The organism is Streptomyces sp. NPDC002838 (genome assembly GCF_040295365.1).
GTDB lineage: Bacteria > Actinomycetota > Actinomycetes > Streptomycetales > Streptomycetaceae > Streptomyces.
The window spans coordinates 12,855-39,111 of sequence record NZ_JBEOVF010000026.1; the positions used below are offsets into that span (position 1 = coordinate 12,855).

Sequence of the window (26,257 nt, forward strand, 5' to 3'; positions counted from 1 at the left end):
AGTGTCAGGCGCTCGCCCGCGCCGCCATCCGCGCCTTGCGCGCCGCCAGCTTCTCGTCGAACTTGGAGGCCTCCGAGTCCAGGCCGCCCATGTACAGGCCGAGTTCTTCCTGCGCCTTGAGGCCCTCCGGGCCGAGACCGTCGATCTCCAGGACCTTCAGGAAGCGCAGCACGGGCTGGAGGACGTCGTCGTGGTGGATGCGCATGTTGTAGATCTCACCGATCGCCATCTGCGCGGCGGCCCGCTCGAAGCCGGGCATGCCGTGACCGGGCATGCGGAAGTTCACGATCACGTCGCGCACCGCCTGCATCGTCAGGTCGGGCGCGAGGTCGAAGGCCGCCTTCAGCAGGTTGCGGTAGAAGACCATGTGGAGGTTCTCGTCGGTCGCGATGCGCGCCAGCATGCGGTCGCAGACCGGGTCCCCGGACTGGTGGCCGGTGTTGCGGTGGGAGACGCGGGTCGCCAGCTCCTGGAAGGCGACGTAGGCGACCGAGTGCAGCATCGAGTGCCGGTGGTCGTGCTCGAAGCCCTCGCTCATGTGAGCCATGCGGAACTGCTCCAGCTTGTCCGGGTCCACCGCGCGCGAGGTGAGCAGGTAGTCCCGCATCACGATGCCGTGCCGGCCCTCCTCGGCCGTCCAGCGGTGCACCCAGGTGCCCCAGGCGCCGTCACGGCCGAAGAGGCTGGCGATCTCGTGGTGGTAGCTGGGGAGGTTGTCCTCGGTGAGCAGGTTCACCACCAGCGCGATCCGGCCGATCTCGGTGACCTTGGACTGCTCCTTCTCCCAGGCCTCGCCGTCCTCGAAGACGCCCGGGAAGTTGCGGCCGTCGCTCCACGGCACGTACTCGTGCGGCATCCAGTCCTTGGCGACGTTCAGGTGCCGGTTGAGCTCCTTCTCGACGACTTCCTCCAGCGCGTACAGCAGGCGGGCGTCGGTCCAGGCGGAGGACGGGCTGCCGAGGTGAGGGGAAGTGATCGTCACGGGTACTCCAGGGGACGCGGAAATGGGGTACGAGTCGGCGAGCGGTGCCGGCAACCTACGGAATCGTAGGCTACGAATCCGTAGGTTACGAAGCCGTAGGTTAAGTGTGGTGTAAAGACCCCTGATCAGCCGTGTTCCCCGGGCATGGCAAACGGCCCCGGGAACCGCAGGTCCGGGACCGAAAAGGGCAGTGTGCTCACTCTGTCACGCATACAAATCCCGCAGCCGCACCGAGAGGCATGTCACACAGCCCTCGAGCTTCTCGAACTCGCTGATGTCGACCACGACCGGCTCGTGGCCGAGGTCGGCGAGCAGCTCCGCCGTCTTCGGCGCGCTCGCCGCCATCAGCAGCTTCTCGCCGCCCAGCAGCACCACGTGCGACCCGGACTCCTCCGGCACCGACAGGAAGCGCGGGAACAGCGACGGCTTGTCCACCTTCGGGATGTGTCCGATGACCGTCCCGTCGGGCAGCGCGGTGACCGACGACTTCAGGTGCAGCACCTTGCTCACCGGCACTGCGACGATCCGCGCCCCGAGCGGCTCGAACGCGGCCCGCAGCTGCTGGACGCCGGCCGCGTTCGTCCGGCCGCCCCGGCCGACGTAGATCGTGTCGTCGATCTTCAGCACGTCGCCGCCGTCCAGCGTGCCCGGCTCCCATATCCAGTTCACCGAGCAGCCCAGGCGGGCCACGGCCTCCTCGACACCCAAGGTCTCGTCACGCCGGGACCCCGCGCCCGGCCGGGTGATCAGCGCGACGTTCTTGTACATGACGACCGTGTCCTCGACGAACACCGAGTCGGGACAGTCGTCGGCCGGGTCCACCTCGATCGTCTCCCAGCCGTGCGCGCCCAGGGCCTCGACATACGCCTCCCACTGTTCGAGCGCGAGGTCGGCATCGACCTTCTCCCGCTCGATGTGCGTCACCAGACCTTCGGCGAGACGCGGGCTGGGGCGGCGGACGAGGGCCTTCTTGCTGGGCACGAGGGAACTCCGTATCGGCGGGGCAGGTCCGGCGCCGTGTCGCGGCGCCGATCAGCCATCATGCAGCGCCGGTCCGCCCCGGCAAAACCCTCGTTGTCAGGCTGTGGCCCTCCTGAGATGCGCCGCCGTGTGGGAGCCCGGTGCTGTCAGAAGCTGTCGTGGGGTCCCCTCGAAGATCACCCGACCCCCGTCCCGGCCTCCGTCCGGGCCGAGGTCGATGATCCAGTCGGCGTGCGCCACGACGTCCAGGTTGTGCTCGACCACCACCACCGTGTTGCCCGCGTCGACCAGCCGGTCCAGCAGGGCCAGCAGCCCCTCGACGTCCGCCATGTGCAGCCCGGTCGTCGGTTCGTCGAGCACATACACCGCCCCGGTCCGGTGCAGCCGCGTGGCCAGCTTGATGCGCTGCCGCTCACCGCCGGACAGCGTGGACAGCGGCTGGCCGAGCGTGAGGTAGGTGAGTCCGACGTCACGCAGGGCCCGCAGCCGGCGCCGCACGCCCGAGTCGTCGAAGTGGCCGAGTGCTTGGTCGGCCGTCATTTCCAGTATGTCCGCGATGGAGCTGCCCCCGACGGTCAGCCGCAGCACCTCGTCCCTGAAGCGCCGCCCCTCGCAGTCGTGGCAGGTCGTCGTCACCGGGTCCATGAAGGCGAGGTCGGTGTAGATGATCCCGCGACCCTCGCAAGTGCCGCACGCGCCGGTGGAGTTGAAGCTGAAGAACCCCGGCTCGGCCCCCGTCTCGCGTGCGAAGACCTTCCGTACCGTGTCCATGATCCCGATGTACGTCGCCGGAGTCGACCGCGCCGAGATCCCGATCGACGACTGGTCCACGACGACGGCGTCCGGATGGCCGTCGGTGAACTCCGCGACCAGCGTGCTCTTCCCGGAACCGGCGACCCCGGTCACCACGGTCAGCACCCCGGTCGGGAACTCGACGGTCACGTCCCGCAGGTTGTGCCGGTCGGTGCCCTTCACCCACAGCCCGCCGGTCGCCGTACGCGTTTCTTCCTTGAGCGCGGTACGGCGACGCAGGCACCGCCCGGTCAGGGTGTCCGTCCCGGCCAGCTCGTCCGGCGTCCCCTCGAACACCACCCGCCCGCCCTGCGCACCGGCGCCCGGCCCCATGTCGACGACGTGGTCGGCCAGCGCGATGACGTCCGGGTCGTGCTCGACGACCAGCACGGTGTTCCCCTTGTCGCGCAGCCGCAGCAGCAGCTCGCCGAGTCGGCCGACGTCCCGCGGGTGCAGGCCGACGCTGGGCTCGTCGAAGACGTACGTCATCCCGGTCAGGCTGGAGCCCAGGTGCCGCACCGTCTTCAACCGCTGTCCCTCGCCGCCGGAGAGCGTGGCGGTCTCGCGGTCCAGGCTGAGATAGCCGAGGCCGATCACGTCGATGCGTTCGAGCGCCGTGATGGCGGCCCTGGCGATGGGGGCGGCGACCGGGTCGTCGATCTCCTTCAGGACGGCGACGAGGTCGGTGACCTGCATCCGCGTGCAGTCGGCGATGTTCCGGCCGCCGATCCGGGTGGCGAGCGCCGCCTGGTTGAGGCGTGCGCCGTGGCAGACCGGGCAGGTGCCCTCCGCCAGGAAGTCCCGCACCAGGTCACGGGTCTTCTGGCTCATGGCGGACAGGTCGCGCTTGAGGTACAGCCGCTCGAACCGGTCGGCGAGCCCCTCGTACTCCGTGGTCCAGGTGCCGCCGCTGCCGTTGACGGTGACCTTGCTGCCGGGCCGGCCGCGCATCAGGAACTGGTGCTCGGCGGCCGTGAACTCACCGACCGGCTTGTGCGGGTCGAGCTCGTCGGTGTTCGTGTACGCCTGTCCCTGCCAGGTCCCCGCCGCGAACGGCGGGAAGCGGACCGCCCCGTCCGCCAGCGAGCGGTCGGGGTCCAGGACGCGGTCCCAGTCCGGCCGTACCGTCCGGCCCAGGCCGTCGCACCGCGGGCACATGCCCGACGGGTCGTTGAACGAGTACGCCGTCGCCGGACCGGCGCTCGGGGTGCCGTGCCGGGAGAACAGCACCCGCATCACCGAGTAGATGTCGGTCATCGTGCCGACCGTGGACCGGGAGTGCCCCCCGATCGGCCGCTGGTCGACGACGATGGCCGGCGTGAGGTCCTCCAGCGCGTCGGCGTGCGGCCGCTCGTACTTGGGCAGCCGGTTGCGCACGAACCAGGTGAACGTCTCGTTCAGCTGGCGCTGCGACTCGACCGCGATCGTGTCGAAGACGACGGACGACTTTCCCGATCCCGAAACACCGGTGAACACGGTCAGCCGGCCTTTCGGGATGCGGAGGGTGACGTCCTTGAGGTTGTTCTCCCGGGCTCGGGTGAGGGTGATGAATTCGGGCATGCACCCGACGCTAGGCGGGATACCCGACAGCTTCTGGCGTGATTTCCTGGAGTTCTCCGTCCAACAGCAGCCAGCGCGTGATGCCGATCGACCGCAGGAACGGCAGGTCGTGGCCGGCCACGATCAGCGCCCCCTCGTACGACTCCAGGGCCGTGGTGAGCTGCCGTACGCTCGCCATGTCCAGGTTGTTCGTCGGCTCGTCCAGCATCAGCAGCTGCGGTGCCGGCTCCGCCAGCATCAGCGCGGCCAGCGCCGCCCGGAAACGTTCGCCGCCGGACAGCGTCGCCGCCGTCTGGTCGGCGCGGCCACCCCGGAACAGGAAGCGGGCCAGCCGTGCCCGGATCCGGTTGTTGGTGGCGCCCGGTGCGAACCGGGCCACGTTCTCGGCGACGGTCAGCTCGCCGTCGAGCACGTCCAGCCGCTGCGGCAGGAAGCGGAGCGGGACGTACGCCTTCGCCTCGCCCGACACCGGCTCCAGTTCTCCGGCGATCGTCCGCAGCAGCGTGGTCTTGCCCGCGCCGTTGCGCCCGATCAGCGCGATCCGCTCCGGACCGCGCAGGTCGAAACCGCCCGCCACGCGTGCGCCGTACGCCAACTCCAGGTCCTGGAGCGTGAGCACGGTACGGCCCGGAGGTACGGCCGTGTACGGCAGGTCGACGCGGATCTCGTCGTCGTCCCGTACGGCCTCCGCCGCCTCGTCGAGCCGGCCCTTGGCCTCGGCGAGCTTCTCCTCGTGCATGATGCGGTGCTTGCCCGCGGAGACCTGGGCCTCCCGCTTGCGCGCTCCCATGACGATCTTCGGCTCGCGCTTCTGGTCCCACATCTTCTGGCCGTACCGCTTGCGGCGGGCCAACTTGGCCTGGGCGTCGATCAGTTCACGCTTCTGCTTCTTCAGATCGGCCTCGGCGACCCGCACCATCCGCTCCGCCGCCTCCTGTTCGGTGGCGAGCGCCTCCTCGTAGCCGGAGTAGTTGCCGCCGTACCAGGTGATCTCGCCGGAGCGCAGATCGGCGATCTGGTCGACCAGTTCCAGGAGTTCGCGGTCGTGGCTGACGACGACCATGACCCCCGGCCAGGCCGCCACGGCCGCGTACAACCGCCTGCGCGCGTACAGGTCGAGGTTGTTGGTCGGCTCGTCGAGCAGCAGGACGTCCGGCCGGCTCAGCAGCAGGGCGGCCAGTCGCAGCAGCACCGACTCACCGCCCGAGACCTCGCCGATGGTGCGGTCCAACTCGACGTGGCCGAGCCCGAGTTCGCCGAGCGTGGCGAGGGCTCGTTCCTCCACGTCCCAGTCGTCGCCGACCGTCTCGAAGTGCTCCTCGGCCACGTCCCCCGCCTCGATGGCGTGCAGCGCGACCCGCTGTGCGGCGATGCCGAGCGCCTCGTCGACGCGCAGCGCGGTGTCGAGCGTGACGCTCTGCGGGAGGTAGCCGACCTCGCCGGCCACGCGGACGGTGCCGTCGGCCGGAGTGAGTTCTCCGGCGATCAGCTTCAACAAAGTTGATTTTCCTGAACCGTTGACGCCGACGAGCCCGGTCCGGCCGGGGCCGAAGGCGACGTCGAGGTCCTCGAAGACGGGGGTGCCGTCGGACCAGGTGAAGGACAGGGACGTACAGGTGATGGAAGCAGGCATGCGGGCCTCCGCGGTTGCTCGACGTGATCAGGGGCAAACGCGTATCGAGACACCGGCGACCAACGGGGGAGAAGCCTCGGGGCATGAGAAAAGCCCTGCTCCGGAGGACGGCTCGAACGCCGAGGTCGCACGCGGCGCACACACCTCGCGGGTGTGACGCGGTGTCTCAGGACCTCAGACGAGCAACGTCCTTCTCCAATCGACGGCAACAGGACCGCTGTACACCGTAGGAGCCGCCTCTGGGGCTGTCAACGCATTAACGTGAGCCCCCCTCACCACGCCAAGGAGGCCCCGTGCCCAACGGCTCGCTCTCGCTGCCGGCCCGGCTCTACCTGCTGGCCTGGGACACCGCGAGGCAGGAGGCAACGGACGCCGCCGGCCTGCACCACCTGGTCCGGGCCGGCGCGCTCACCGAACTGGTCCGGCGCGGCCTGCTCACCGACGAGGACGGCATCGCCACGCCGGTGGACCTGGACGCCCTCACCGGGGACGCCGTCCTGGACGGGTTGCTGGAGCTCGTCCGGGAGTCCCGCCCGCACCGGTGGCGGGCCTGGGTGACGCTGCGGGCACGGGCCACCCAGGACGCCGTACGGGAGCAGCTGACCGCCGAGGGTTACCTGCGCGCGGAGAAGAGCCGGGTCCTCGGGGTCTTCCCGACCGTGGAGTACGTCCTGGAGCGCGTCGCCGACGTGCGGGCGTTGCAGGAGGAGGCGCGCCGGGTTCTCCGGGGTCCGGTGCCGGTCGCGGAGGTCTCCGACCGGGACGCGGCCGTCGTGGCCTTGGCCGCCGCGGCCGAGCTGCGCACGCTGCTGCCGGGCAAGGACCGCACAGGCCGCAGGCAGCGGCTGGAGGAGCTGACCGAGCGGAGCGGGGCGGCCTCGCCCGTGCTGCGGAGGGTCCTCCCCGAAGTGCTGATGGCGGTGTCCGTACCTGCCGCTGGCTGAGCCCGCCCGTCGATGTCGGATTCCTGCCAGCCGGCGGCCGGTCACGGCTGGTTGGGAGAACCGCATGACGGACCAGGACGCCCTGCGCGAGCGCGCCCTCGCCTTGCGCTCCCTGCACGTTCCGGAGAGCCCGCTCCTCCTGCCGAACGCCTGGGACACCGTGAGCGCCCGTCTCGTGGAGGATGCGGGCGCCGCCGCGGTGGCGACCACGAGCGCCGGGCTCGCCTGGACTCTGGGCGCGGCGGACGGCGACCGGATGGAGGGCGACCGCGCCCTCGACGCGGTGGCGCGCATCGCCGCCGCGGTCGACGTGCCCGTCAGCGCGGACATCGAGAGCGGCTACGCGAAGGACCCGGAGGGCGTCGCCGACACCGTCCGGGCGGTGCTCGCGGCGGTGCGGTCGGGGTGAACATCGAGGACGCGCTGTATGAGGTCGGGGGAGACCCGCTGCGGCCGGTCGCCGAGCAGGCGAGCGAAGCGAGATGGGGGTCCCCCCGGACGGAGTCTGGGGGAGGATCGCCGCCGCCCGCGAGGCCGCCGACGCTGAGGGGGTGCCGCTGTTCGTCAACGCCCGTATCGACACGCTCCTGCGCGGCGCCGGGGGAGTGGACCTCACCCTGGAGCGGGCCGCCGCCTTCCTCGCCGCGGGCGCCGACGGGATCTTCGTCCCCGGGGCCGTCGACCCGGGGACGGTGAAGCTGCTCGTCGACGGCGTCGACGGACCGTTCAACGTCATGACCGGTCCCGGCGCACCGCCGGTCGCCGAGCTGGCCGCACTCGGCGATGGGGGTGCCTCCCGCTCGAGCGAAGTCGGGAGTGGGGGAGCGCGTGAGCGTCGGCTCGGGCATCACCCAGACCGCGCACGCCCTGGTCCGCCGCGCCGCGCGGGAGCTGCTGGGCGCGGGGACGTACGAGTCGCTGCTGGGGCCGGCGCTTTGGCGGAACTTCAGCAGGCGTCCCGCATCAGCTCCGCCAGGTCGTGGTCCAGGTCGAGCTGGAGGTGCTCCAGGCCGACGGGCACCAGCTCGCCGGTCGCCTGGAGGAACCGCCGCAGCTCGCCCGTGCGGACGTGCACGACGGCGGTGCCCTCCGGAGCGTGGAACTCCAGGACGGTGCGGTCGTAGCCGTACGGCCGCACCCGCACGTCGCCGTGGCCCTCGGGCTCTTCCAGGCCGGCCGTGAGCAGTTCGCGGCTGAAGGTCCAGCAGACCTCCACGCCCTCCAGCGTGGCCGGGGCCGGGAAGGTCATGCGGACGGCGAACGGGTCACGCCGGTCGTAATGCAGCGTGGCGGGAATGCTCGGCATCCGCGGCGCGGCGGCGACGAGACGGGCCTCGACGGGATGCTCGATGACGATGGACAACGCCTTGCTCCCTTGTGACGGCGGGACGGACTTCCGGAGATGAGGCCGGGCACTGGAAGAGACGACGGAATCAGCCAATCCGTGCGCACGAATGTCGAGTGACCTCTGTCACGGCGTTCATTCACTGAAGTGGCGTAGCTCTCCTCCCGGGATCCGAAAGGCACTTGTGGCGAGCGAGGCACCGGTCCCAGCACGGTCGAGGGCATCTGGACGGCACCGGGGCGGTGGGCTAGCTTCGCCCGCCATGAGGCGCTTGGGGAACACGCGACGGACGAGACGACGGACGAGACGTACGAGCCGGACCATTGCCGCGGGGGCCGCCTGTACGGCCGCGCTGGCCGTCCTGACCGCCGTACCGGCACAGGCGGCGCACGGACCGCGACACCGGACGCCGCACTGGGAGCTCAAGGACAGCGGCAGCCCGGACGTGCGGTTCCGGGGCCTCGCGGCCGTCAGCCGGAACACCGCGTGGGTCGCGGGCACCCGGGGCACCGTCCTGCGCACCACCGACGGCGGCGCGAGCTGGCGGAACGTCTCCCCGCCGGGCGCCGCCGAACTGCAGTTCCGCGACATCGAGGCGTTCGACGCGCGGCGCGCCGTCGTGCTGGCCATCGGCGAGGGCGAGGCGTCCCGCGTCTACCGCACCGACGACGGCGGCGAAACCTGGACCGAGTCCTTCCGCAACACCGACGCGCGGGCCTTCTACGACTGCCTCACCTTCTTCGACCGCCGCCACGGCCTCGCGATGAGCGACCCGGTGGACGGGAAGTTCCGCATCCTGTCCACCGGCGACGGCGGCCGTACCTGGAAGGTGCTGCCGAGCGAGGGCATGCCGGCCGCGCAGGACGGCGAGGCGGGGTTCGCCGCCGGCGGCCAGTGCCTGGTCTCGTCCGGCCCCAAGGATGTCTGGCTGGCCACCGGAGGGGCCGCACGCGCGCGCGTGCTGCACTCCGCCGACCGGGGGCTGACCTGGACGGCCTCCGACACGCCGATCCCGGCCGGTGATCCGGCCCGTGGCGTCTTCGCGCTCGCCTTCCGCGACCGCACGCACGGCCTCGCGGTCGGCGGCGACTACCGCGCGGACCAGACCTCGCCGCAACCCGCGGCACGCACCGCCGACGGTGGCCGCGGCTGGCAGCCCGCCGCCGAGCCGCCGCCCGCCTACCGATCCGGCGTGGCCTGGCTCCCGTACAGCCGGACGGCCGCCCTCGCGGTGGGTCCCACCGGCACGGATCTGACGACGGACGGCGGCCGAACCTGGCGGACGGTGGACACCGGCTCGTACGACACCGTGGACTGCGCGCCGGACCTTGGCTGCTGGGCGTCCGGCGAGCAGGGGCGGGTGGCTCGCCTGGAAAGCTGAGAACTTCCGCGGAGCGGACAGCGTGCGGTATGCCGCATTCGCCGGAATCCGGGTACCCGTTCACCGAACGTGAGAGGAGTGAGCGGACATGCCACGTGGTTCCGGCTCCAAGAGAGAGCGCCAGTACGGGCACATCAAGAAGAGCGCCGAGGACCGCGGCGAGAGCACCGGCCGCGCCAAGGAGATCGCGGCGCGGACGGTCAACAAGGAACGCGCCCGGTCCGGCGAGTCGAAGAGCGCCGGCCGCACCTCGACCAAGGACATGTCGTCCGGCCGGCGGGGCGGCCAGCGGTCCGGCAAGGGATCCCAGGGGCCCACCTACGACCAGCTCTACGAGGAGGCCAAGCGGCGCGGCATTCAGGGCCGTTCGGACATGAACAAGAGCCAGCTGCAGCGCGCGCTGGGCGGAAAGAGCTGACCGCTCAGCCGGCGGTCTCCCGGTATTGCTCTGTTGACTGCACCATCCTCGCCTCGTTGGTCACGGCGTAACAGGCCGCGATTAGGGAGCAAGCGATGGGTGTACGCGATGAGTTGATGGAGGGCCGACAGGCCATCCCTCGCGTTGGACGAGTGGTGGAGGTGAACCGGGCACATCCGCCGTACGCGATGCTCGATGTGACGGGGGCCGAGGTCGAGCCGGTCACCGCGTTTCTGCGGGACCTGGCGCTTGGGGATTCCAGCCCGCTGACCTGCCGCAGCTACGGCTACGGGATGCTGCGGTGGTTCCGCTTGCTGTGGTTGCTGGGCACCGGGTGGGAGCGGGCGACGGAGTCGGAGGTCGCGGTGCTGACGGGTTGGCTTCGCTCGGCCGCCAACCCGCAGCGTCAGCGGCACCGGGCCGATGCTGCGGTGGCCGGGGCGGTCAATCTCCGCACGGGCAAGGCATCCCTGTGCGCCGGGTACGCGCCGCGCACCATCAATCATGCTCTGGCGGTGATCAGCGGGTTCTACGAGTTCCACGCCCATCACGGCCGCGGCCCGGTCGTCAACCCGGTGCCGCACTCGGCTCAGCGGCGCCGCACACTGGGGCACCGCAGTCCGCTGGAACCTACCCCGGTGGTGGGCCGGGCCCGGCTGCGGCAGCGAGTGTCCGACCGGTCGCCGCGGTCGATTCCCGACCGGCTGTGGGACGAACTGTTCACCGCGATGAACTGCGACCGGGACCGGGCACTGCTGGAGATCTTCGTCTCCAGCGGTGCACGCGCCAAGGAACTCCTCGGCATCACCGTCGGCGACATCGACTGGTCCGGTCAGCGGATCTATGTGATCACCAAGGGCACCCGGGCCAGGGAAGCGGTCCCGGTCTCCCCGCAGGGCTTGTTCCGCCTGGCCCTCTACCTCGACGCGGCCGGCACACCCGCCGATGGCGGACCACTCTGGAGGGCCCGCCGAGGCCCCGACCGTCCGCTGACCTACTGGGCCAAGCGCCGAGTCATGCAGCGGGCAAACTCCCTGCTGGGAACGAACTGGTCCCTGCACGATCTTCGGCACACCGCCGCCTACCGCATGGCCAACGGCGGAAAACTCACGCTGCCCGAGGTCCAGACGATCATGCGGCACGCCGACATCCAGACCACCAACCGCTATCTGGCCGTCCACATCGAGGAACTCTTCGACAAACTCACCGAGCACTACGCCACGCCCCGACCGGCCAGGCACTACCCCGCGGGCTACGCCGCCGCGGACCTCGAGGCGGTGTTCGGTGCCTGACCTCGCCCGGCCCACCACCGGAGTCAGCCGCCGCCACACCCACGCCGTCGACAAGCGGGCCTTTGCCAGCAGCTCCGCCTCCCAGCCAGATCGAGGCCCGACCGGCCTTGGCGACCACCGTGCCGCGCCTCTTCGGGGATCTGTCCGCCGCCACGCCACAGCTCATCGGCCAACTCGCTTACGACGCCTCGCCGGCAGCCTCCGCACGGACCGCCGAACAGCACCGGGCCTCCACCCGGCGCGTCCTGTCCTACCTGGGCGGGTTCGAGGGCAGCACCTGGCAACAGCGCTGGGATGCCAGCCCCCTCGGCCGCGGCGAGATCACCGCCGCTGAACTGGGCACCAACCGGACCGGGCAGAAGTACAGCGTCGGGATCAGGGCGCTGTTTTGCCTCCGCGTCGTCCAGCCGACGCTGCTGGTAATGAAGAAGCACAACTTCAACGGATTCCCCGACCAGTTCATCGCTGCCCAGAACGACCGCCTGCTGGAGAAGTACGCCGCCCGGGTCGCTCACCATGACTTCTCCTGGCCCCACAAACGCGAAGCGCTCTTCGACGTGTGCTGCCTGATGGCGGTCCAAGGTATTGGCTTCGCCGACCTAAGCCCGGCGGCCCTGCTCCACCACGCCCACGCCTCACGCACGGCGAAGGCTGTTCTGCGGCCCGGTAAAAGGGACGCCAACGTGTTCGCCGGGCACGCTGCCTGGAATGTTTTGCACGGGATGGGCCACTTCCCGCCCAGCACACCCGGCACCCTGCGTCAGGCCCTGCACCGCGGCCAGCTCACGCTCGAGGAACTCGTCGACCGCCACACCATCCGCAACCAGGGCGTCCGCCGGCTCCTGCTCGACTACTTCCACCGCCGCAAGTCCGACACCACTACGCCTCCCTGGTCAACCTTGTCCGCAACGTCGCCCACCACTTCTGGGCCCGCATCGAAGAGATCAACCCCGGGCAAGCCGATCTGAACATTCCGGCCGACGTCTACAGCGCCTGGCGCCGGCAGATCGGCGTCCGCCACGACGGCAAGCCCCGTATCGGGGTCGACACCGTCGTCATCGCCGTCCGCAGCTTCTACTACGACCTGCACACCTGGGCCGCCGACGAACCCGAACGGTGGGCTCCGTGGGTTGCCTCATGCCCGGTCCCGCCCAGCGAACTGCGCGGACTGGCCAAGCGTCGGCGCCGGATCAACGAGCGGTCTGCCGACCGCACCCGTCTGCGACAACCACTCCTGCCGCTCCTCGTCCGACATGTCGAGGAGCGCTACGACCGTGCCCGCACGCTCCTAGAACACGCCTCAGCAGCCGCCACCAACACGCCGTTCACCCACGGCGGCCGCACCTACCGCCGCGTCCTGACCGAGGAAGACCTCGCCCCCGCCCGCGGCGGCCACCGCACACCCGTCCGCGTCCGGGACGACACCGGACAACTGGTCCACATCGAAGCAGAGGAAGAGACAGCCTTCTGGGACTGGGCTGCGGTGGAAACCCTGCGTCACTCAGGCGCCCGCATCGAGGAGATGTGCGAGGTCAGCCACCTCAGCATCCGTCACTACCAGCGCAACAGCGGCGAGATGGTCGCCCTCCTGGTCATCAGCCCGTCCAAGACCGACCGCGAGCGCGTCATCCCGATGTCCGCCGAACTGTTCCACGTCATCGCATCCGTCATCCGACGGCACACCCGCGACGGCAGGCCGGTCCCGATGCTGCGCCGCTTCGACCTACACGACAAAGTCTGGAGCCCGCCAATGCCGTTCCTGTTCCAGCGCAAGATCGGCTCCACTCGCAGCGTGATCAGTCCCGTGACCGTCCTCAACATGCTCGCGCGACGCTGCACGGACCTCGCTGAACAGCATCCCGCGTTCCGCTCGGTCAAGTTCACCCCACACGACTTCCGCCGCATCTTCACCACCGAGCTCGTCAACAGCGGACTGCCCATCCACATCGGCGCCACCTTGCTCGGCCACCTCAACATCCAGACCACCCGCGGGTACGTCGCCGTGTTCGACGAAGACGTCATCCGCCACTACGTCGCCCATCTCAACGAACGCCGCCAGCTCCGCCCCGACCACGAATACCTCGATACCACCAGTGACGAGTGGGATGAATTCGAAGAGCACTTCGACAAGCGCAAGGTCGAACTCGGTGCCTGCGGACGCCCCTACGGCACCCCATGCCAGCACGAACACGCCTGCATCCGCTGTCCGATGCTCCAGGTCAGCCCGAAAATGATCAGCCGACTCGACGAACTCGAAACGGACCTCATCAACCGCCGCGCTCAGGCCGAAGCCGAAGGATGGCGCGGCGAAATCGAAGGCATCGACCTGACCCTCACCCTCCTGCAAACCAAGAGAGACGAGGCCAGGCGGCGCCTTCATCGCCCCATCGTCAATCTTGGCATTCCTCTCCCACGCACCACCGCAACATCGCAGGAGGCCACACCATGACCCCCTCCGCGTCCCTGGCCGAAGCCAGCAGTTCTGCCGTTGGCAGGCCCCTGCTTAGCGGGAGGCTTGCGCTCACGAAGTTCTGCAGCTACAGCAACGTCGCCAAAGTCAATGGCTTTCGCTCTTGCACCTATCCAATCTGCTCCACGGCAAAGGTGAAGGGCGCTTTACTGAGGGCTCGCTCGTAGGCATCAGGTACGCCGAGCTCGGCCAGAAGCCGAGCTCGCATGACCCACAGCAAAACCTCGCCATGCCAGTGGAGAGCGACTGGAGCGAGGGGGCTTTTGCCGCCACCGTGAGAAAGTGCCGATCGCGCCGAAGCAACCGATTTGGCGAACTGAGGGTCCTGCTCCAGGATGGCTTCGCCCATCTTGCCAGTGGAGTCGACTACCTCCTTGACCCGCTGCTTCAGCGGCTTATCGTTGCGCCCCAGGAGCACCGACTTGGCCCAGCCAAGGGTCTCCTCTTCGAGGCCAGCTTGGCCAAACGTCTTGATCACCGCAGCCACTCGCCGCTTGTGCTGCTCTTTCGTCACATCCGTGCTGTCATACAAATCCTTGTCCTGGTGAAGGGCTTCCAGGGCTTGAAAGATGGAGACAAACCTATGCTCTGAGTAAGTGAAAGGGGCGAAAAATGGGGTCAGCAGTGGAAGCAGTACGGCTTTAAACCGTCGACGAAAATGGAACCATGAGGTTACGAGTTCGGCGAGGTCGATTGAGCTGTCGCTGCCCAGGAGCAACGTTGGGGCAGCGTAGTTGCGGATCGAGCCGGTTGTTTTCTTCGGCCGGAGGGTGTCAAAGTACGCTTCACACAGTGGGCGCTTTTCGCCAACGGCCGGGCGCAAGTAGAAGGAATTCATCGCCAGCGGTCGCCCCAACGCCAGAATCATGAGGTCATGCAGTGGCCTCACTTGCTCGGCCAACATGCTCTGCCAGTCCATCGGCGTCTCCGTGCTGACAGTGAACATGCAGTACTGATCGAGATGCACACTGTCCTCACTGACTCTCCCGTGCGCCCCCAAAATGACCTTCACAGTGGAGTCGCCAGTTTCGGCCTGCATCAACTCTGCAGTCTGCGTAGACAAGGAGATGTCTCTTCCTTGCCGCTTCGTAAATGGTGGTGAATCCATCCAGTCGGCCAGGTGATCAATTTCGAATCGAGCCTCGGAGAAATCGGCCCGCGAGACGTGGCCGCCAATCAGGGCCAGTTCTGGCCGATAGGTTTCCTCCTCGGCTGGAAGGTCTGGCAGGTAACCACCACGAGCGTTGATCAGACTGATGTCGCGCCGATCCCGCAAAGTTCCGAAGACCAAAGGCTCAGTTACCCAGACGAGCTCCAGCGGTGTCAGTCCACCGGGCTCCAGTGCTTCGACGGCGTGAAGTGATCCGTAGGTGGTGAGTTTCAGCCATCCGGATCAAAGATCAGCTTGCCAACGACGGCTTCTGCCTGCCGGCCCGGCAGCCACCACATACCTTCGGCATCGAAAAAGTCCATACCCCATGTTCCACCCGCGGAGGGGCCTTAGCTTAGTACTGCGGCGGAAGATGTTTGAGTGACCGCCAGACGCTCGCACTACCGGCGGCGAGACGAGCCGGTCGGATGATGCCGGCGCCACGCCCGTCGCCGCGGTGTCAGGCGGCCCCCTCGCCGAAGTGGGCCTCGGCCACGGTCTCGCAGTCCTCGGCAAAGGTGATCTCGGCGGTCACACGCTCACCGGCCAACACCCGGGGCAGCCACAGCCGGGCATCGTCCCACATCTTCGTCAACGGCAACTCGTTGAAGGAAAACCACTCCGGAGCGATCTCATCGGACTCCACGGCCTGGCCGCTGAACTGGTCGGCGCCGAACACCGACACCATCGAGTCCCACTTCGAGCGCGCGGGGAAGCGGAACGTCACGAGACCGAGCTCACGCAGTTGCGAAGGATCGACCCGGATGCTCGACTCCTCCGCGACCTCCCGCACCACCGCCTGCGCAGGAGACTCACCGGGCTCGACATGACCGCCCAACCCAACGATCTTTCCAGCACCGAAACCAGTCTTCTTCACCCCCAGCAGCACCTCAGGCCCCGCGGCCGACTCTCGGGTCAGGTAACACAGGCACATCGACGTCAAACTCATCGCACCAGTATCAACGACCGACCTGAACCCACCCTGCCGACCGTCACACCCACATCTTCCGCCGCAGTGTCAGCCAGCCTCTGGTAGCGCTCCTCACAACTGCTACTTGCCCGTGTGGACCCGTCCACACTGTCGTAAGGGCCAGCGACGGCGGCCCCGAGCCGCCGCACCGCGCGAGTGAGCGCGTACACAAAGCGGCGAGCGAGGCACTCGTTCAGGTGAAGTGCAGATAAGCACCGACTGCTGGAAGGCGGCGCGCGACGCCGACACCGAGTCCAAGGAGGAGTGGTTCGCGGCCAAGCGCGCCGCCGAGCAGGATGCGGCCGTCGCCTGGACGAAGCAGTTCGACATGCCGCAGTTGGAAGGCCCGGCCAAGGCCCTGGACTGGAGCGAGCGCTCCCGCCACCAGCTAATGACGGCCGCGCACACAGCGCTCGTCGTGGAAGGGACCTGGGACGAGGCGGACTGGGCGGAACTGGAGGAGAAGGCCCGCGCCATCACCCGCGCAGGATGGTGGATCGACCAGCGCGACGCAGACGGCGCTGACCTGCTCGAACTCCTGGAGGTCGCCACCGAGGCGAACACGGGAACGGAGAACCCGTTCCGCTGATCCCCCCCGCTGAAGAGAAGCCTTCTCCAGCGCAGAACGCTCAACGCCTGTACGGCAACCGGTCTAGCTCACCTGCTGCTTGCGACGCTCCTCGGGAATAGTTTCCAGGAGGCGGTCAGCCACACCATCGGCATAATAGCTCCACAAACCAGCCTCCGTGATCAGACGGCGATATCGAGTGAAGTCAGCTTCGGGGTTCGCGGAGATCAGGCCCTCAAGGCGCTTCAATGTCAGATGGACCTCGCGCGCTTGACGTAGCGCAAGATGGAGCTTCTCACGCAGGTGATCTTCAGGGCTCGGGTATGTAGGCGGCGGCGTAAGATCGAAAACAGCGCGATCACCCTCTGTCAACGCCCCATTGATTATTAGCGGGATGAATGAGCAGTCTCTGTGGTGTTGTTGAAGGGCTTCCATTACTTTCAGGTGGTCATCCCTGAATTCCGTGCTGATCCATACAGCGTGACTGGCTTCCACTTCTGCGGCACAGGTGATCAGACGTCCGAGATGGTCCGCGTCCGTACGTTCCAGCTGGTTCTCGATGACCACAAAGCGTTCGCGATCACCTACTTGAGTCTTGGCAAGAATGTCGATGCGATAGCCGGCAACCTTCTGCTCTGTGCCCACGAGCGTGAGTGGGTTTTCGAACCAAGCTGCGCGCTGCACGATCCCCAGCCGCCGGGCGAGCCAGGGGGTAAAGTCAGCCGCCTCGTGCCCGAAGTAGGTTCGTATGTTTTCGACGGTACGGAGCCACTGAGCACGTCTCTCGTCGGTTCCGTCCGGTTCGATAGCGTCAACTACCGCTGGTTCTACAGGAGTTGTCTGCTCGGCCTCTGCCTCATCCGGGAGAAGGTAGTCACTGGAGTCAAGCTCGGCGTGGGCAGCGGCGAAGGACTGACCCAGCATGGTCCAGTCAAGTGCGGGGGAAGTATCGGTGGTCATGCTGCAGAACGCTAGCCGTTGCCACTGACAATGCCCGCTGGAGCTCCGTAGAACGATGCCCTGGCTCGCCGACAGCGAAGTGTTCGAGCTATCAAGCCGCGCCGCCGTACCGGGCAGGCTGGTGGCTCTGTCCGCAACCGCTCGGCGACTGCTCACCACCCGCCCCGCACCGCCGTCCACGCCCCGGGCCGCGGCGGCACAACACTGATCTCGCGGATAAGGAATCGTCTCTGTCCGACCACCAGGGCTATTGCATGATCGAGATATGTCCGGGTTCGTCATGTGAGTCCGAGGGTCCGCAGGGGCCGGCGGTAGTCGCGACTTGCGTGGCGGAGGGCGGCGGCGATGTTGGTCTGGCCGTCCTGGCGTAGAACGCTGATGGCGAGGTTGCGCAAGGAGGCCATTGCGCGGGGCAGGGTGCCGGTGCGGACCTTGGAGTCGTCCTCGCGGAAGCTGCGGTCCCGCACGTGGTGCAGGAGGTTCTCGATGCCCCAGTGGCCTCTGATCCAGGTGGCGAGTTCGGCGCAGGTGGCGTCGAAGACGCTCAGGCTCGTGATCAGGTAGACGCGCTCCATGGTCAGCTTGCCGGCGCTCAGATCGCGGCGCCAGCGCACGACTTGGATCGCCTGACGGGCCCCGGGGTAGTCGATCGCCTCGGGACCGTTCGGCTCACCCGATGGCTGCGCGCCCGCGGCGTCCGCAGCCCCGAGGAGCTCGCGAGGAAGGCGGTGGAGGCCGCAGAGCGGCAGCACACCGCCGTTCCCGGCGAGGCTGTGATCGCCCAACTCGTTCGGACGCTCGCCCAGGAGGTCCGGGCTCTGAACGAGAAGGTCGCCGAGGTCGACCGGCTCATCGAGGCCCGATTCCGCGCGCACGAACTGGCCGAGATCGTGGCCAGCATGCCCGGCATTGGCCCGCTGCTGGGCGCCGAGTTCCTTGCCGCGATCGGCCCCGACCTTGCGGGCTTCGCCGGCCCGGACGGGCTGGCAGCATTCGCCGGCCTGGCGCCGGCACCGAATGATTCCGGGAAGCGCAGTGGCAACCTGCACTGCCCCCGCCACTATCACCGGGGCCTCCAGCGCATCTTCTACGTGTCAGCCCTGACGAGCGTCCGCTACGACCCCAACTCCCGGACGTTCTACGACCGCAAGCGCGCTGAGGGGAAACGCCATGCCCAGGCCGTGATCGCCCTCGCCCGCCGCAGAGTCAACGTGCTGTGGGCCCTAATCCGGGACCGGCGCCTCTGCCAAGTCATCCCGCCGCCGCGACGTCATGTGGCGACCACCGCCGAATGCGCCAACGGTGTCCGCCGCGTGGTGTAGCAGCGATCACCTCTGCGGACACGCTCGTACCAACGCTGAGTTCAGCGGGGGTGCCTGCCGGCGGCAGGCACCCCCGCTTGAGCGCTCTGCGGGGTACAACCCCTCCCGCTCTACGCCTGTCTCCTACTTGACCTCGGTCGTGTAGACCGTGCAGGTCTCGCAGCCCTTGTGCTGGGCCTTGCGGAACTTGCCGTTCGGGCTGGTGAGCTTGACGTGGCCGTCGCTTTCGTGACGCCAGGCTCCCCACGAGTCTCCGAGCACCCGGAGCCAGGCGTGCCCCGCACATCCGTCACCGGACTTCGTACTCGACGCCCACGTCGTGTAGACATACCCCTTGTAGGTCGACCCGCAGTTCCGCACCCAGCGGATATGGTTCCCGTCGTCGCCGATGATGTCGTCTGCCACGGCATTCGTCATCGTCAGCATCAACACAGCCGTGGACGCCCCCAGCACGGTTGCTATACGCCTACGCATCCGACTTCCCTCCCGTAAGGCGGGCCCATCCGGCCCGCACCCCGACTGACTTCACGCCCTACCATGCAACGGAGCGATCATCGCGCGGCACCAGCCGTACCGGCCACACTGTTGCAGCGGAGCGCAAACAACCAGTTCAGCCAGGGGAGATGACAGCTCGCAGAATGCGTTGTGGCAAGAGAGCTCAGACTGCCTGATCGTGCTCTACAGGGGAACCTGAAACCTTGCAGGGTCATCCCGCACTACATGTTCAAGCTTCGATGGCACACGCTCATGGTTCCGTGTTACAGGACCGTGACTGTGCGCCCCACAGGGCTATTGCATGATCGAGATATGTCCGGGTTCGTCACGTGAGTCCGAGGGTCCGCAGGGGCCGGCGGTAGTCGCGACTTGCGTGGCGGAGGGCGGCGGCGATGTTGGTCTGGCTGTCCTGGCGCAGAACGCTGATGGCGAGGTTGCGCAAGGAGGCCATTGCGCGGGGCAGGGTGCCGGTGCGGACCTTGGAGTCGTCCTCGCGGAAGCTGCGGTCCCGCACGTGGTGCAGGAGGTTCTCGATGCCCCAGTGGCCTCTGATCCAGGTGGCGAGTTCGGCGCAGGTGGCGTCGAAGACGCTCAGGCTCGTGATCAGGTAGACGCGCTCCATGGTCAGCTTGCCGGCGCTCAGATCGCGGCGCCAGCGCACGACTTGGATCGCCTGACGGGCCCCGGGGTAGTCGATATGGCGGAGCACTGCGACCTTGAGCCGGCGGATCTCGTCGCGGTGATGGGCGCGGTCGCGGGTGCGGTGCCCGAGCGAGTTCTCCCGCCAGGGCAGCCCTTTGACCTGGGCATAAAGGCCGGGGTGGTTCTTCTTGACGACAGCCACGTAGTGGGCCCCACGACCGGTCAGGTAGGCGCCGTGATGGTGCTGAGTGTGCAGGGCGTCGGCGGTCAGCACGGTGTTCTTCAGGTCCAGGGTGTCCAGCAGGGGCTGGAAGGAGGGGATTTCGTTGCTCTTGGAGGCGATCTGCCGTTGGGCCAGGACCACGCCTTGATGGTCCATCGCCGCCAGCAGCTGGATCGCCGCGGCAGTCTTGGTACGCGAGCCGCGCACCACCTTGCCGTCGACCGCGATCACCCGCCTCACCAGCTGCTTCTCCTCTGGCGAGGGTGGTGGCAGCACTCTGGCCTGCAGATACGCACTGATCGCCGCGTCCAGCGCGCCGCCGTCGACGCGTTGCAGCAGACGCCGCACCGTGGCGGCGTGCGGCACGGGCCGCAGGCCGGTGAACGGGTCGATGCCGAAGCCGAGAGTGCCCAGGACGTGCTGCGGAGCATCCGCGACCCACTCACTGATCGCGATGAGCGAGCGGGCCCCGGTCAGCACCGCCGCGACGGCCGCGCACAGTAAAGCGACCGCCGGATACCTCCGCCCCCGCACATCACGGGGATCGGGCACCAGGCGCAGGAAACGACACAGGTCAACAGCATCGCTCGGGGCAAGGGAAGTGGTCTGGGAGCCCAGTTGTTCCATGGCGGAAGGGATGGGCGATGATGTTCGGGCAGGCACGGTCTCGCTCGGTCCTCATGGGTCTCGACAACCACATGATCACCAGCACCGTGCCTGCTCTGCTGCCCCGGCACCCATGTCTCACAACGGACATGACACCACGTCACTCACGAGACCGGCGAACCAGACGAACCCCGTTCACGCAATGCCCCTGGTCCGACCACTTCCGCTTCGGTACCGATCCCGACCACGACTTCGTGGTCGCCGTTACCCCGCACACCTGGCCGACTGGTTCCTGGTCCGTGAACAGTTCGGCCCGGTCCCCGAGATCCTGCCTGTACTAGCTCCACCAGCCCGAGCAGGATGACGTCCGCGGTACCCGCCACGCCGCGCTCGACGTTCGCCGACACGGATACGAGTGAAGTGCAGAGAAGCTCCAACTCCGGTGCCGTCTTCGTGGCGGCGAACTCGGTGATGCGGTAGGCGCACACCCCGGCGGTGACGAACGGGTCGCCCGCCGCGATCTCCTCGATAGCCGCGCGGTCCTCCGCGACGGCGACGATCACGCCGCCGTCGCGGGGGTTCTTGACCCCGGACGCCAGGAAGACGCCCTTGTCGTACTGCTGGTCGAGCCATGCGATGTGCGCCTCCAGCGCGGCGTCGACGGCATTCAGCCGGGCGGTGTAGGTCAGCTCCAGTACGAACATGATCGCGAGCCTACGCGGCCCGGTGGCGGGTCGTAGGCTCGTCCCCATCATGACGACCGTACGCATTCCCGCGGGCTGGCCCGCGACCGAGGAGCAGGCCCGCGCGATCCAGGACGAGTTGCGCGAGCGGGTGGTCCTCGACGAGCCCGGACCGCCGCCGGGCACGGGACACGTGACCGGAGTCGACGTGGCCTACGACGACGAGCGGGACGTCGTCGTGGCCGCCGCCGTCGTGCTGGACGCGGCGAGTCTCGCCGTCGTCGCCGAGGCCACGGCCGTCGGCCGGATCTCCTTCCCGTACGTGCCCGGCCTGCTCGCCTTCCGCGAGATCCCCATGGTGCTCGCCGCCCTGGACGGTCTGCCCTGCCCGCCCGGCCTGGTCGTCTGCGACGGCTACGGCCGCGCCCACCCGCGCCGCTTCGGCCTCGCCAGCCACCTCGGCGTTCTCACCGGCCTGCCGACGATCGGCGTCGCCAAGAACCCGTTCACCTTCACGTACGACGACCCGGACGCCCCGCGCGGCAGTACGTCCCCCCTCCTCGCCGACACCGAGGAAGTGGGCCGCGCCCTGCGCACGCGGGACGCCGTCAAGCCGGTGTTCGTCTCCGTCGGCCACCGCGTCGATCTCGACAACGCCTGCGCCCACACGCTCGCGCTGACCCCCGAGTACCGCCTGCCGGAGACGACCCGCAGGGCGGACGCGCTGTGCCGGAGGGCACTGCGGGAGGCGACCCTCTGAGTACCTCTTCTGAGTATTGCGTCTGAGTACCTGTACGGATGTGGGGACACCGGGCAGATCGACAGGCTGGGCCCCATGACGACGCACCGTGCCCCCAAGCCCCTTGCCGACCCCGACCGGCCCGTCGAGCGCGCCGTGACGGCCGCGTTGGTTCTCGCTGTGCTCGCCGGGCTCGGCTGGATCGGCGGGATGATCTACACGGTGGTGGGATGGTCCGTGTAGGCAGGCCGGTCAGCGGCCGGCCGCGACCCGGAACGTGATCCCCGCCCGCCGCAGCCGCTCCGTCAGCGCGTCGCCCATCGCGACCGCCGTCGTGACCTGACCGGCCGTCGCCGGGAGGTCGTCGAAGGCCAGGGACAGCGCAGACTCGGCGAAGATCTTCGCCGTCTCGCCGTACCCCGGGTCGCCGCCCGCGACCTCGGTGTACACACGCCGGCCGCCGCCCTCGCCCACGAAACGGACGGAGAACCAGCTCTTCGCGCGCATCTCCGGGCCAGGCCCCTCCCCGGGCTTGAGCCGGTCGGACAACCAGCGTCGGGCGGGCGGCAGTTGGGCGGCGGCGAAGAGCGCGCCCACGGCCGCGACCCCGCCCAGCGCGACCGGCAGGCGCCGTACCGCCGCGTACTCGCGGTAGCGGAAGTCGGGGCCGTACCGCTCCAGGGCCTGCGCGGACCGCCGGACGATCTGCGCGTCGATGGTCGGCAGGGGCAGCGCCCAGGCACCGACCTCCGGAGCGAACCGGGGCGCGCCGGTCGGCGCGGACGTCCGCCGCCCCACCGGGCGCGGCTCGTGCCGCGCCCGGTCCCGCGCGGCGGCCAGCATCCGCCGCCCCCGCGCGAACTGGTTCAGCGCCGAGGCGAACGTACCGCCCGAGAAGGTCGCGTCCGCGGTCACGAAACCGTCGACCGTGAGCGGCACCCCCTCCGGCAGCTGCCGGACCGTGAAGTACACCCCCAGGTCGTGCGGGACGGAGTCGAAGCCGCACGCGTGCACCAGCCGCGCACCCGTCTCACGCGCGCGTGCGTGGTGCCGGACGTACATCAGGTCCACGAACTCCGGCTCACCGCTGAGGTCGAGATAGTCCGCGCCGGTGTCCGCGCAGGCGGCGACCAGTTCCTCGCCGTACGTCACGTAGGGGCCCACCGTCGTGGCCACCACGCGCGCGTGCTCGGCGAGTTCGCGCAGCGAGCCCGGATCGGCCACGTCCGCCCGCAGCACCCCGATCTCCGTGCCGCCGGGCAGCCGCTCGCGCAGTGCTCGGAGCTTGTCCTCGCTGCGGCCGGCGATCGCCCAGCGCAGTCCCTCGGGTGCGTGCGCTGCGAGGTACTCCGCGGTGAGCGTCCCCACGAAGCCGGTGGCTCCGAAGAGCACGATGTCGTACGGACGGTCCGCACGGTCCGCCTTGTTCAGCCTGTTCATGTCACCTCTCGGGTCCGCCGCACGCGCCGTTGTCGGTGGCCGAGGCTAGCGTGAACGGTGCGGAGCCCGATGACGAGCCCGGAGGTGTCAGGTGGCCGTGCCCAGGAACGCGCTGAAGAAAGTGGGAGAAAGTGCGCGAGTTCGCCCTCGGGATGCCCGGTGCCACGGAGGAGTTCCCCTGGGGCGAGACCGTAAAGCGGCGGGCAGCGGAGCTGGACGCGCGCTGATCCCACCGTCTGCGGTACACCTGGACTAAGCGCTTGCTCGTCAAGTCTGGTGTCAGGTCTTGTGCCCGCTGGAACACGTTCTTAGCATCGCTGGTGTTACAGCGGTTGTGTCACACACATCTGGGGGCCGAATGGCAACGACGTCAGCGCAGGGCCCGCTCAGCGGCGTGCGCGTGGTCGAGCTGGCCGGCATCGGGCCCGGCCCGTTCGCCGCCATGCTCCTCGCCGACCTCGGCGCCGACGTCGTGCGCGTCGACCGCCCCGGCGGCTCGGGGCTCGCGATCGACCCGGAGTACGACGTCACCAACCGCAACAAGCGCTCGGTGATCGTCGACCTGAAGTCGCCCGACGGTCCGTCCCGCGTCCTCGACCTCGCCGCACGCGCCGACGTCCTGATCGAGGGCTACCGCCCCGGCGTCGCCGAGCGCCTCGGTGTCGGCCCCGAGGCCTGCCACGCCCGCAACGCCCAGCTCGTCTACGGCCGGATGACCGGCTGGGGCCAGGACGGTCCGCTGGCCCAGCGCGCCGGCCATGACATCGCGTACATCGCGCTCACCGGCACCCTCGGCATGATCGGCCAACCGGACGAGCCTCCGGCCGTACCGGCCAACCTGGTCGGCGACTACGCGGGCGGCTCCCTCTACCTCGTCGTCGGCGTCCTCGCCGCCCTCCACCACGCACGGGCGACCGGCACCGGCCAGGTCGTCGACGCCGCCATCGTCGACGGCGCCTCCCACCTCGCCGCGATGATCCACGGCATGCTCGCCGCCGGCGGCTGGCAGGACCGGCGCGGCGCCAATCTCCTCGACGGCGGCTGCCCCTACTACGGCACCTACGAGACGGCCGACGGGAAGTACATGGCGGTGGGCGCCCTGGAGCCGCAGTTCTACGACGAGCTCCTGAACCTGCTCGGCATCCCGGAACACGCCGGGGCCCGCAAGGACCTCGCCCGCTGGGACGAGCTGCGCGCCGCCGTCGCCGCCCGCTTCAAGTCCCGTACGAGGGACGAGTGGACGGCCGTCTTCGAGGGCTCCGACGCCTGCGTGGCCCCCGTCCTGTCCCTGCGGGAGGCCCCGCACCACCCGCACCTCGCCGCCCGCGGCACCTTCACCGACCATGGCGGCATCACCCAGCCCGCCCCCGCGCCCCGCTTCTCCGCGACCCCCACGGCCGTCCGCGGCGGCCCCGCCCGGCCGGGCGCCGACACAGCGGCCGTGGCGCGCGACTGGGACGTACCCGACCTCATGACGGGCCCGAACCTCATGAAAGGCGCTGAATGAAGCGGAAGATCTTCGCCCCCGAGCACGACGCGTTCCGCGACACCGTGCGCAGCTTCCTGGCCAGGGAGGTGCTGCCGTACTACGAGCAGTGGGAGAAGGACGGCATCGTCTCCCGCGAGGCCTGGCGGGCGGCGGGCAAACAGGGCCTGCTCGGACTCGCCTTGCCGGAGCAGTACGGGGGCGGCGGCACCGCCGACTTCCGCTACAGCGCCGTACTCGCCGAGGAGTTCACGCGCGCGGGCACGCCCGGAATCGCCCTCGGACTGCACAACGACATCATCGGCCCGTACCTGACCGGGCTGGCCACCGAGGAGCAGAAGCGGCGCTGGCTCCCCGGCTTCTGCGACGGCACGCTGATCACGGCCATCGCCATGACCGAGCCCGGCGCCGGATCCGATCTCCAGGGCATCCGGACCCATGCCGAGGACCGGGGCGACCACTGGCTGCTCAACGGGTCCAAGACCTTCATCTCCAACGGCATCCTCGCCGACCTGGTGATCGTGGTGGCGAGGACGACACCCGAGGGCGGCGCGCACGGCCTGTCCCTGCTCGTCGTCGAACGCGGCATGGACGGCTTCGAGCGCGGCCGCAACCTCGACAAGATCGGCCAGAAGGCGCAGGACACGGCGGAGCTGTTCTTCCACGACGTGCGCGTGCCCAAGGAGAACCTGCTCGGCGAGCTCAACGGCGGCTTCGGGCACCTGATGACGAACCTCGCCCAGGAGCGCCTGAGCATCGCCGTCTCCGCGATCGCCGCCGCCGAGCACCTGCTGGAGATCACCACCGAGTACGTCAAGGAGCGCGAGGCTTTCGGCCGGCCGCTGGCGAGCAAGCAGCACATCCGCTTCGAGATGGCCGAGATGGCCACCGAGTGCGCCGTCACCCGCGCCTTCCTCGACCGCTGCACAGAGGACCACACGAACGGCGGCCTCGACGCCGTGCACGCCTCCATGGCCAAGTGGTGGGCGACCGAACTGCAGAAGCGGGTCGCCGACCGCTGCCTCCAACTGCACGGCGGCTACGGCTACATGACCGAGTACCCCATCGCCCGTGCCTTCACCGACGGCCGCATCCAGACCATCTACGGCGGGACCACCGAGATCATGAAGGAGATCATCGGCCGTTCCCTGCTGGGCTGACCCTCCCCGAAAGGC

The 26,257-nt window shown here is 68.9% G+C and carries 24 protein-coding genes and 4 pseudogenes; 15 read left to right on the forward strand and 13 right to left on the reverse strand.

Annotated features, from left to right (window positions below):
* Positions 1-4: 4 nt before the first annotated feature.
* The 4 genes from ABT063_RS29125 to ABT063_RS29140 all read right to left on the reverse strand — a co-directional run bounded on the left by ABT063_RS29125 (position 5) and on the right by ABT063_RS29140 (position 5,948).
* A complete protein-coding gene (locus tag ABT063_RS29125; RefSeq protein WP_351062287.1) occupies positions 5-982 on the reverse strand; it encodes an acyl-ACP desaturase in 978 nt (325 codons plus the stop codon).
* Between the two features lie 204 nt (positions 983-1,186).
* Complete coding sequence (gene ddaH / locus ABT063_RS29130; protein ID WP_351062289.1) at positions 1,187-1,963, reverse strand: dimethylargininase; 777 nt, start codon at positions 1,961-1,963, stop codon at positions 1,187-1,189.
* Between the two features lie 96 nt (positions 1,964-2,059).
* Complete coding sequence (locus ABT063_RS29135; RefSeq protein ID WP_351062290.1) at positions 2,060-4,315, reverse strand: ATP-binding cassette domain-containing protein; 2,256 nt, start codon at positions 4,313-4,315, stop codon at positions 2,060-2,062.
* Between the two features lie 10 nt (positions 4,316-4,325).
* The gene (locus ABT063_RS29140) at positions 4,326-5,948 is read right to left on the reverse strand and encodes an ABC-F family ATP-binding cassette domain-containing protein (protein WP_351062292.1); all 1,623 of its coding nucleotides are present in this window, start codon (positions 5,946-5,948) and stop codon (positions 4,326-4,328) included.
* Positions 5,949-6,241: 293 nt separating this feature from the next.
* Here ABT063_RS29140 and ABT063_RS29145 point away from each other — a divergent pair, with 293 nt between their 5' ends.
* The 3 genes and pseudogenes from ABT063_RS29145 to ABT063_RS52330 all read left to right on the forward strand — a co-directional run.
* A complete protein-coding gene (locus ABT063_RS29145) occupies positions 6,242-6,892 on the forward strand; it encodes a GOLPH3/VPS74 family protein (RefSeq protein WP_351062294.1) in 651 nt (216 codons plus the stop codon).
* Positions 6,893-6,956: 64 nt separating this feature from the next.
* Positions 6,957-7,301, forward strand: a complete 345-nt coding sequence (locus ABT063_RS52325; RefSeq protein ID WP_502990906.1) for an isocitrate lyase/phosphoenolpyruvate mutase family protein — start codon at positions 6,957-6,959, stop codon at positions 7,299-7,301.
* Positions 7,302-7,374: 73 nt separating this feature from the next.
* Positions 7,375-7,614 (forward strand): annotated as a pseudogene (locus ABT063_RS52330) (isocitrate lyase/phosphoenolpyruvate mutase family protein); the annotation flags it as partial.
* Positions 7,615-7,838: 224 nt separating this feature from the next.
* Here ABT063_RS52330 and ssgD read toward each other — a convergent pair.
* Positions 7,839-8,255, reverse strand: a complete 417-nt coding sequence (gene ssgD, locus ABT063_RS29155) for a spore wall synthesis regulator SsgD (RefSeq protein ID WP_351062296.1) — start codon at positions 8,253-8,255, stop codon at positions 7,839-7,841.
* Between the two features lie 244 nt (positions 8,256-8,499).
* On the opposite strand from ssgD, the gene ABT063_RS29160 reads away from it, so the two are divergent.
* The 5 genes from ABT063_RS29160 to ABT063_RS29180 all read left to right on the forward strand — a co-directional run bounded on the left by ABT063_RS29160 (position 8,500) and on the right by ABT063_RS29180 (position 13,777).
* Positions 8,500-9,618 carry a WD40/YVTN/BNR-like repeat-containing protein gene (locus ABT063_RS29160; protein ID WP_351062298.1) on the forward strand — a complete coding sequence of 373 codons (1,119 nt, stop codon included), beginning with the start codon at positions 8,500-8,502 and terminating at the stop codon, positions 9,616-9,618.
* 88 nt (positions 9,619-9,706) lie between these two features.
* Positions 9,707-10,036 (forward strand): plasmid stabilization protein, encoded by a 330-nt coding sequence (locus ABT063_RS29165; protein ID WP_351062299.1) that lies wholly within the window; start codon positions 9,707-9,709, stop codon positions 10,034-10,036.
* A 95-nt stretch (positions 10,037-10,131) separates the two neighbouring features.
* Positions 10,132-11,328 carry a tyrosine-type recombinase/integrase gene (locus tag ABT063_RS29170; RefSeq protein WP_351062301.1) on the forward strand — a complete coding sequence of 399 codons (1,197 nt, stop codon included), beginning with the start codon at positions 10,132-10,134 and terminating at the stop codon, positions 11,326-11,328.
* Between the two features lie 107 nt (positions 11,329-11,435).
* Positions 11,436-12,296 carry a hypothetical protein gene (locus ABT063_RS29175; RefSeq protein WP_351062303.1) on the forward strand — a complete coding sequence of 287 codons (861 nt, stop codon included), beginning with the start codon at positions 11,436-11,438 and terminating at the stop codon, positions 12,294-12,296.
* 473 nt (positions 12,297-12,769) lie between these two features.
* Complete coding sequence (locus ABT063_RS29180; protein WP_351062451.1) at positions 12,770-13,777, forward strand: tyrosine-type recombinase/integrase; 1,008 nt, start codon at positions 12,770-12,772, stop codon at positions 13,775-13,777.
* A 130-nt stretch (positions 13,778-13,907) separates the two neighbouring features.
* Here the strand turns inward: ABT063_RS29180 and ABT063_RS29185 are convergent, their stop codons facing one another.
* Positions 13,908-15,182, reverse strand: a complete 1,275-nt coding sequence (locus ABT063_RS29185) for an ApeA N-terminal domain 1-containing protein (protein WP_351062453.1) — start codon at positions 15,180-15,182, stop codon at positions 13,908-13,910.
* A 226-nt stretch (positions 15,183-15,408) separates the two neighbouring features.
* Positions 15,409-15,837 carry an 8-oxo-dGTP diphosphatase gene (locus ABT063_RS29190; protein ID WP_351062304.1) on the reverse strand — a complete coding sequence of 143 codons (429 nt, stop codon included), beginning with the start codon at positions 15,835-15,837 and terminating at the stop codon, positions 15,409-15,411.
* Between the two features lie 283 nt (positions 15,838-16,120).
* On the opposite strand from ABT063_RS29190, the gene ABT063_RS29195 reads away from it, so the two are divergent.
* A complete protein-coding gene (locus ABT063_RS29195) occupies positions 16,121-16,507 on the forward strand; it encodes a hypothetical protein (RefSeq protein WP_351062306.1) in 387 nt (128 codons plus the stop codon).
* A gap of 63 nt (positions 16,508-16,570) precedes the next feature.
* On the opposite strand, the gene ABT063_RS29200 is transcribed toward ABT063_RS29195, so the two are convergent.
* Both ABT063_RS29200 and ABT063_RS29205 read right to left on the reverse strand, forming a co-directional pair.
* Entirely contained in the window at positions 16,571-17,446 is an 876-nt protein-coding gene (locus tag ABT063_RS29200; RefSeq protein WP_351062308.1) for a hypothetical protein, read from the reverse strand.
* Between the two features lie 278 nt (positions 17,447-17,724).
* Positions 17,725-18,060, reverse strand: a complete 336-nt coding sequence (locus ABT063_RS29205) for a hypothetical protein (RefSeq protein ID WP_502990907.1) — start codon at positions 18,058-18,060, stop codon at positions 17,725-17,727.
* Positions 18,061-18,072: 12 nt separating this feature from the next.
* Here ABT063_RS29205 and ABT063_RS29210 point away from each other — a divergent pair.
* Positions 18,073-18,768, forward strand: a pseudogene (locus tag ABT063_RS29210) (transposase); the annotation flags it as partial.
* Between the two features lie 123 nt (positions 18,769-18,891).
* Here the strand turns inward: ABT063_RS29210 and ABT063_RS29215 are convergent.
* The 3 genes and pseudogenes from ABT063_RS29215 to ABT063_RS29225 form a co-directional block, all read right to left on the reverse strand.
* Positions 18,892-19,173, reverse strand: a complete 282-nt coding sequence (locus ABT063_RS29215; RefSeq protein ID WP_351062310.1) for a hypothetical protein — start codon at positions 19,171-19,173, stop codon at positions 18,892-18,894.
* A gap of 415 nt (positions 19,174-19,588) precedes the next feature.
* Positions 19,589-20,680, reverse strand: a complete 1,092-nt coding sequence (locus ABT063_RS29220; RefSeq protein ID WP_351062312.1) for an ISAs1 family transposase — start codon at positions 20,678-20,680, stop codon at positions 19,589-19,591.
* A gap of 485 nt (positions 20,681-21,165) precedes the next feature.
* Positions 21,166-21,438, reverse strand: a pseudogene (locus ABT063_RS29225) (YciI family protein); the annotation flags it as partial.
* A gap of 49 nt (positions 21,439-21,487) precedes the next feature.
* On the opposite strand from ABT063_RS29225, the gene ABT063_RS29230 reads away from it, so the two are divergent.
* Both ABT063_RS29230 and mmpA read left to right on the forward strand, forming a co-directional pair.
* Complete coding sequence (locus ABT063_RS29230) at positions 21,488-22,177, forward strand: endonuclease V (RefSeq protein WP_351062314.1); 690 nt, start codon at positions 21,488-21,490, stop codon at positions 22,175-22,177.
* 75 nt (positions 22,178-22,252) lie between these two features.
* Complete coding sequence (mmpA, locus tag ABT063_RS29235; RefSeq protein WP_351062316.1) at positions 22,253-22,399, forward strand: morphogenic membrane protein MmpA; 147 nt, start codon at positions 22,253-22,255, stop codon at positions 22,397-22,399.
* 9 nt (positions 22,400-22,408) lie between these two features.
* Here mmpA and ABT063_RS29240 read toward each other — a convergent pair whose 3' ends face one another.
* Positions 22,409-23,596 carry a saccharopine dehydrogenase family protein gene (locus tag ABT063_RS29240; RefSeq protein WP_351062318.1) on the reverse strand — a complete coding sequence of 396 codons (1,188 nt, stop codon included), beginning with the start codon at positions 23,594-23,596 and terminating at the stop codon, positions 22,409-22,411.
* A gap of 91 nt (positions 23,597-23,687) precedes the next feature.
* Here ABT063_RS29240 and ABT063_RS29245 point away from each other — a divergent pair.
* From ABT063_RS29245 to ABT063_RS29255, 3 genes and pseudogenes are all read left to right on the forward strand, one after another.
* Positions 23,688-23,796, forward strand: a pseudogene (locus ABT063_RS29245) (MmcQ/YjbR family DNA-binding protein); the annotation flags it as partial.
* 158 nt (positions 23,797-23,954) lie between these two features.
* Positions 23,955-25,103 (forward strand): CaiB/BaiF CoA transferase family protein, encoded by a 1,149-nt coding sequence (locus ABT063_RS29250; RefSeq protein WP_351062320.1) that lies wholly within the window; start codon positions 23,955-23,957, stop codon positions 25,101-25,103.
* The gene (locus ABT063_RS29255; protein WP_351062322.1) at positions 25,100-26,242 is read left to right on the forward strand and encodes an acyl-CoA dehydrogenase family protein; all 1,143 of its coding nucleotides are present in this window, start codon (positions 25,100-25,102) and stop codon (positions 26,240-26,242) included. The genes ABT063_RS29250 and ABT063_RS29255 overlap by 4 nt, the downstream gene beginning before the upstream one ends.
* Positions 26,243-26,257 lie beyond the last annotated feature (15 nt).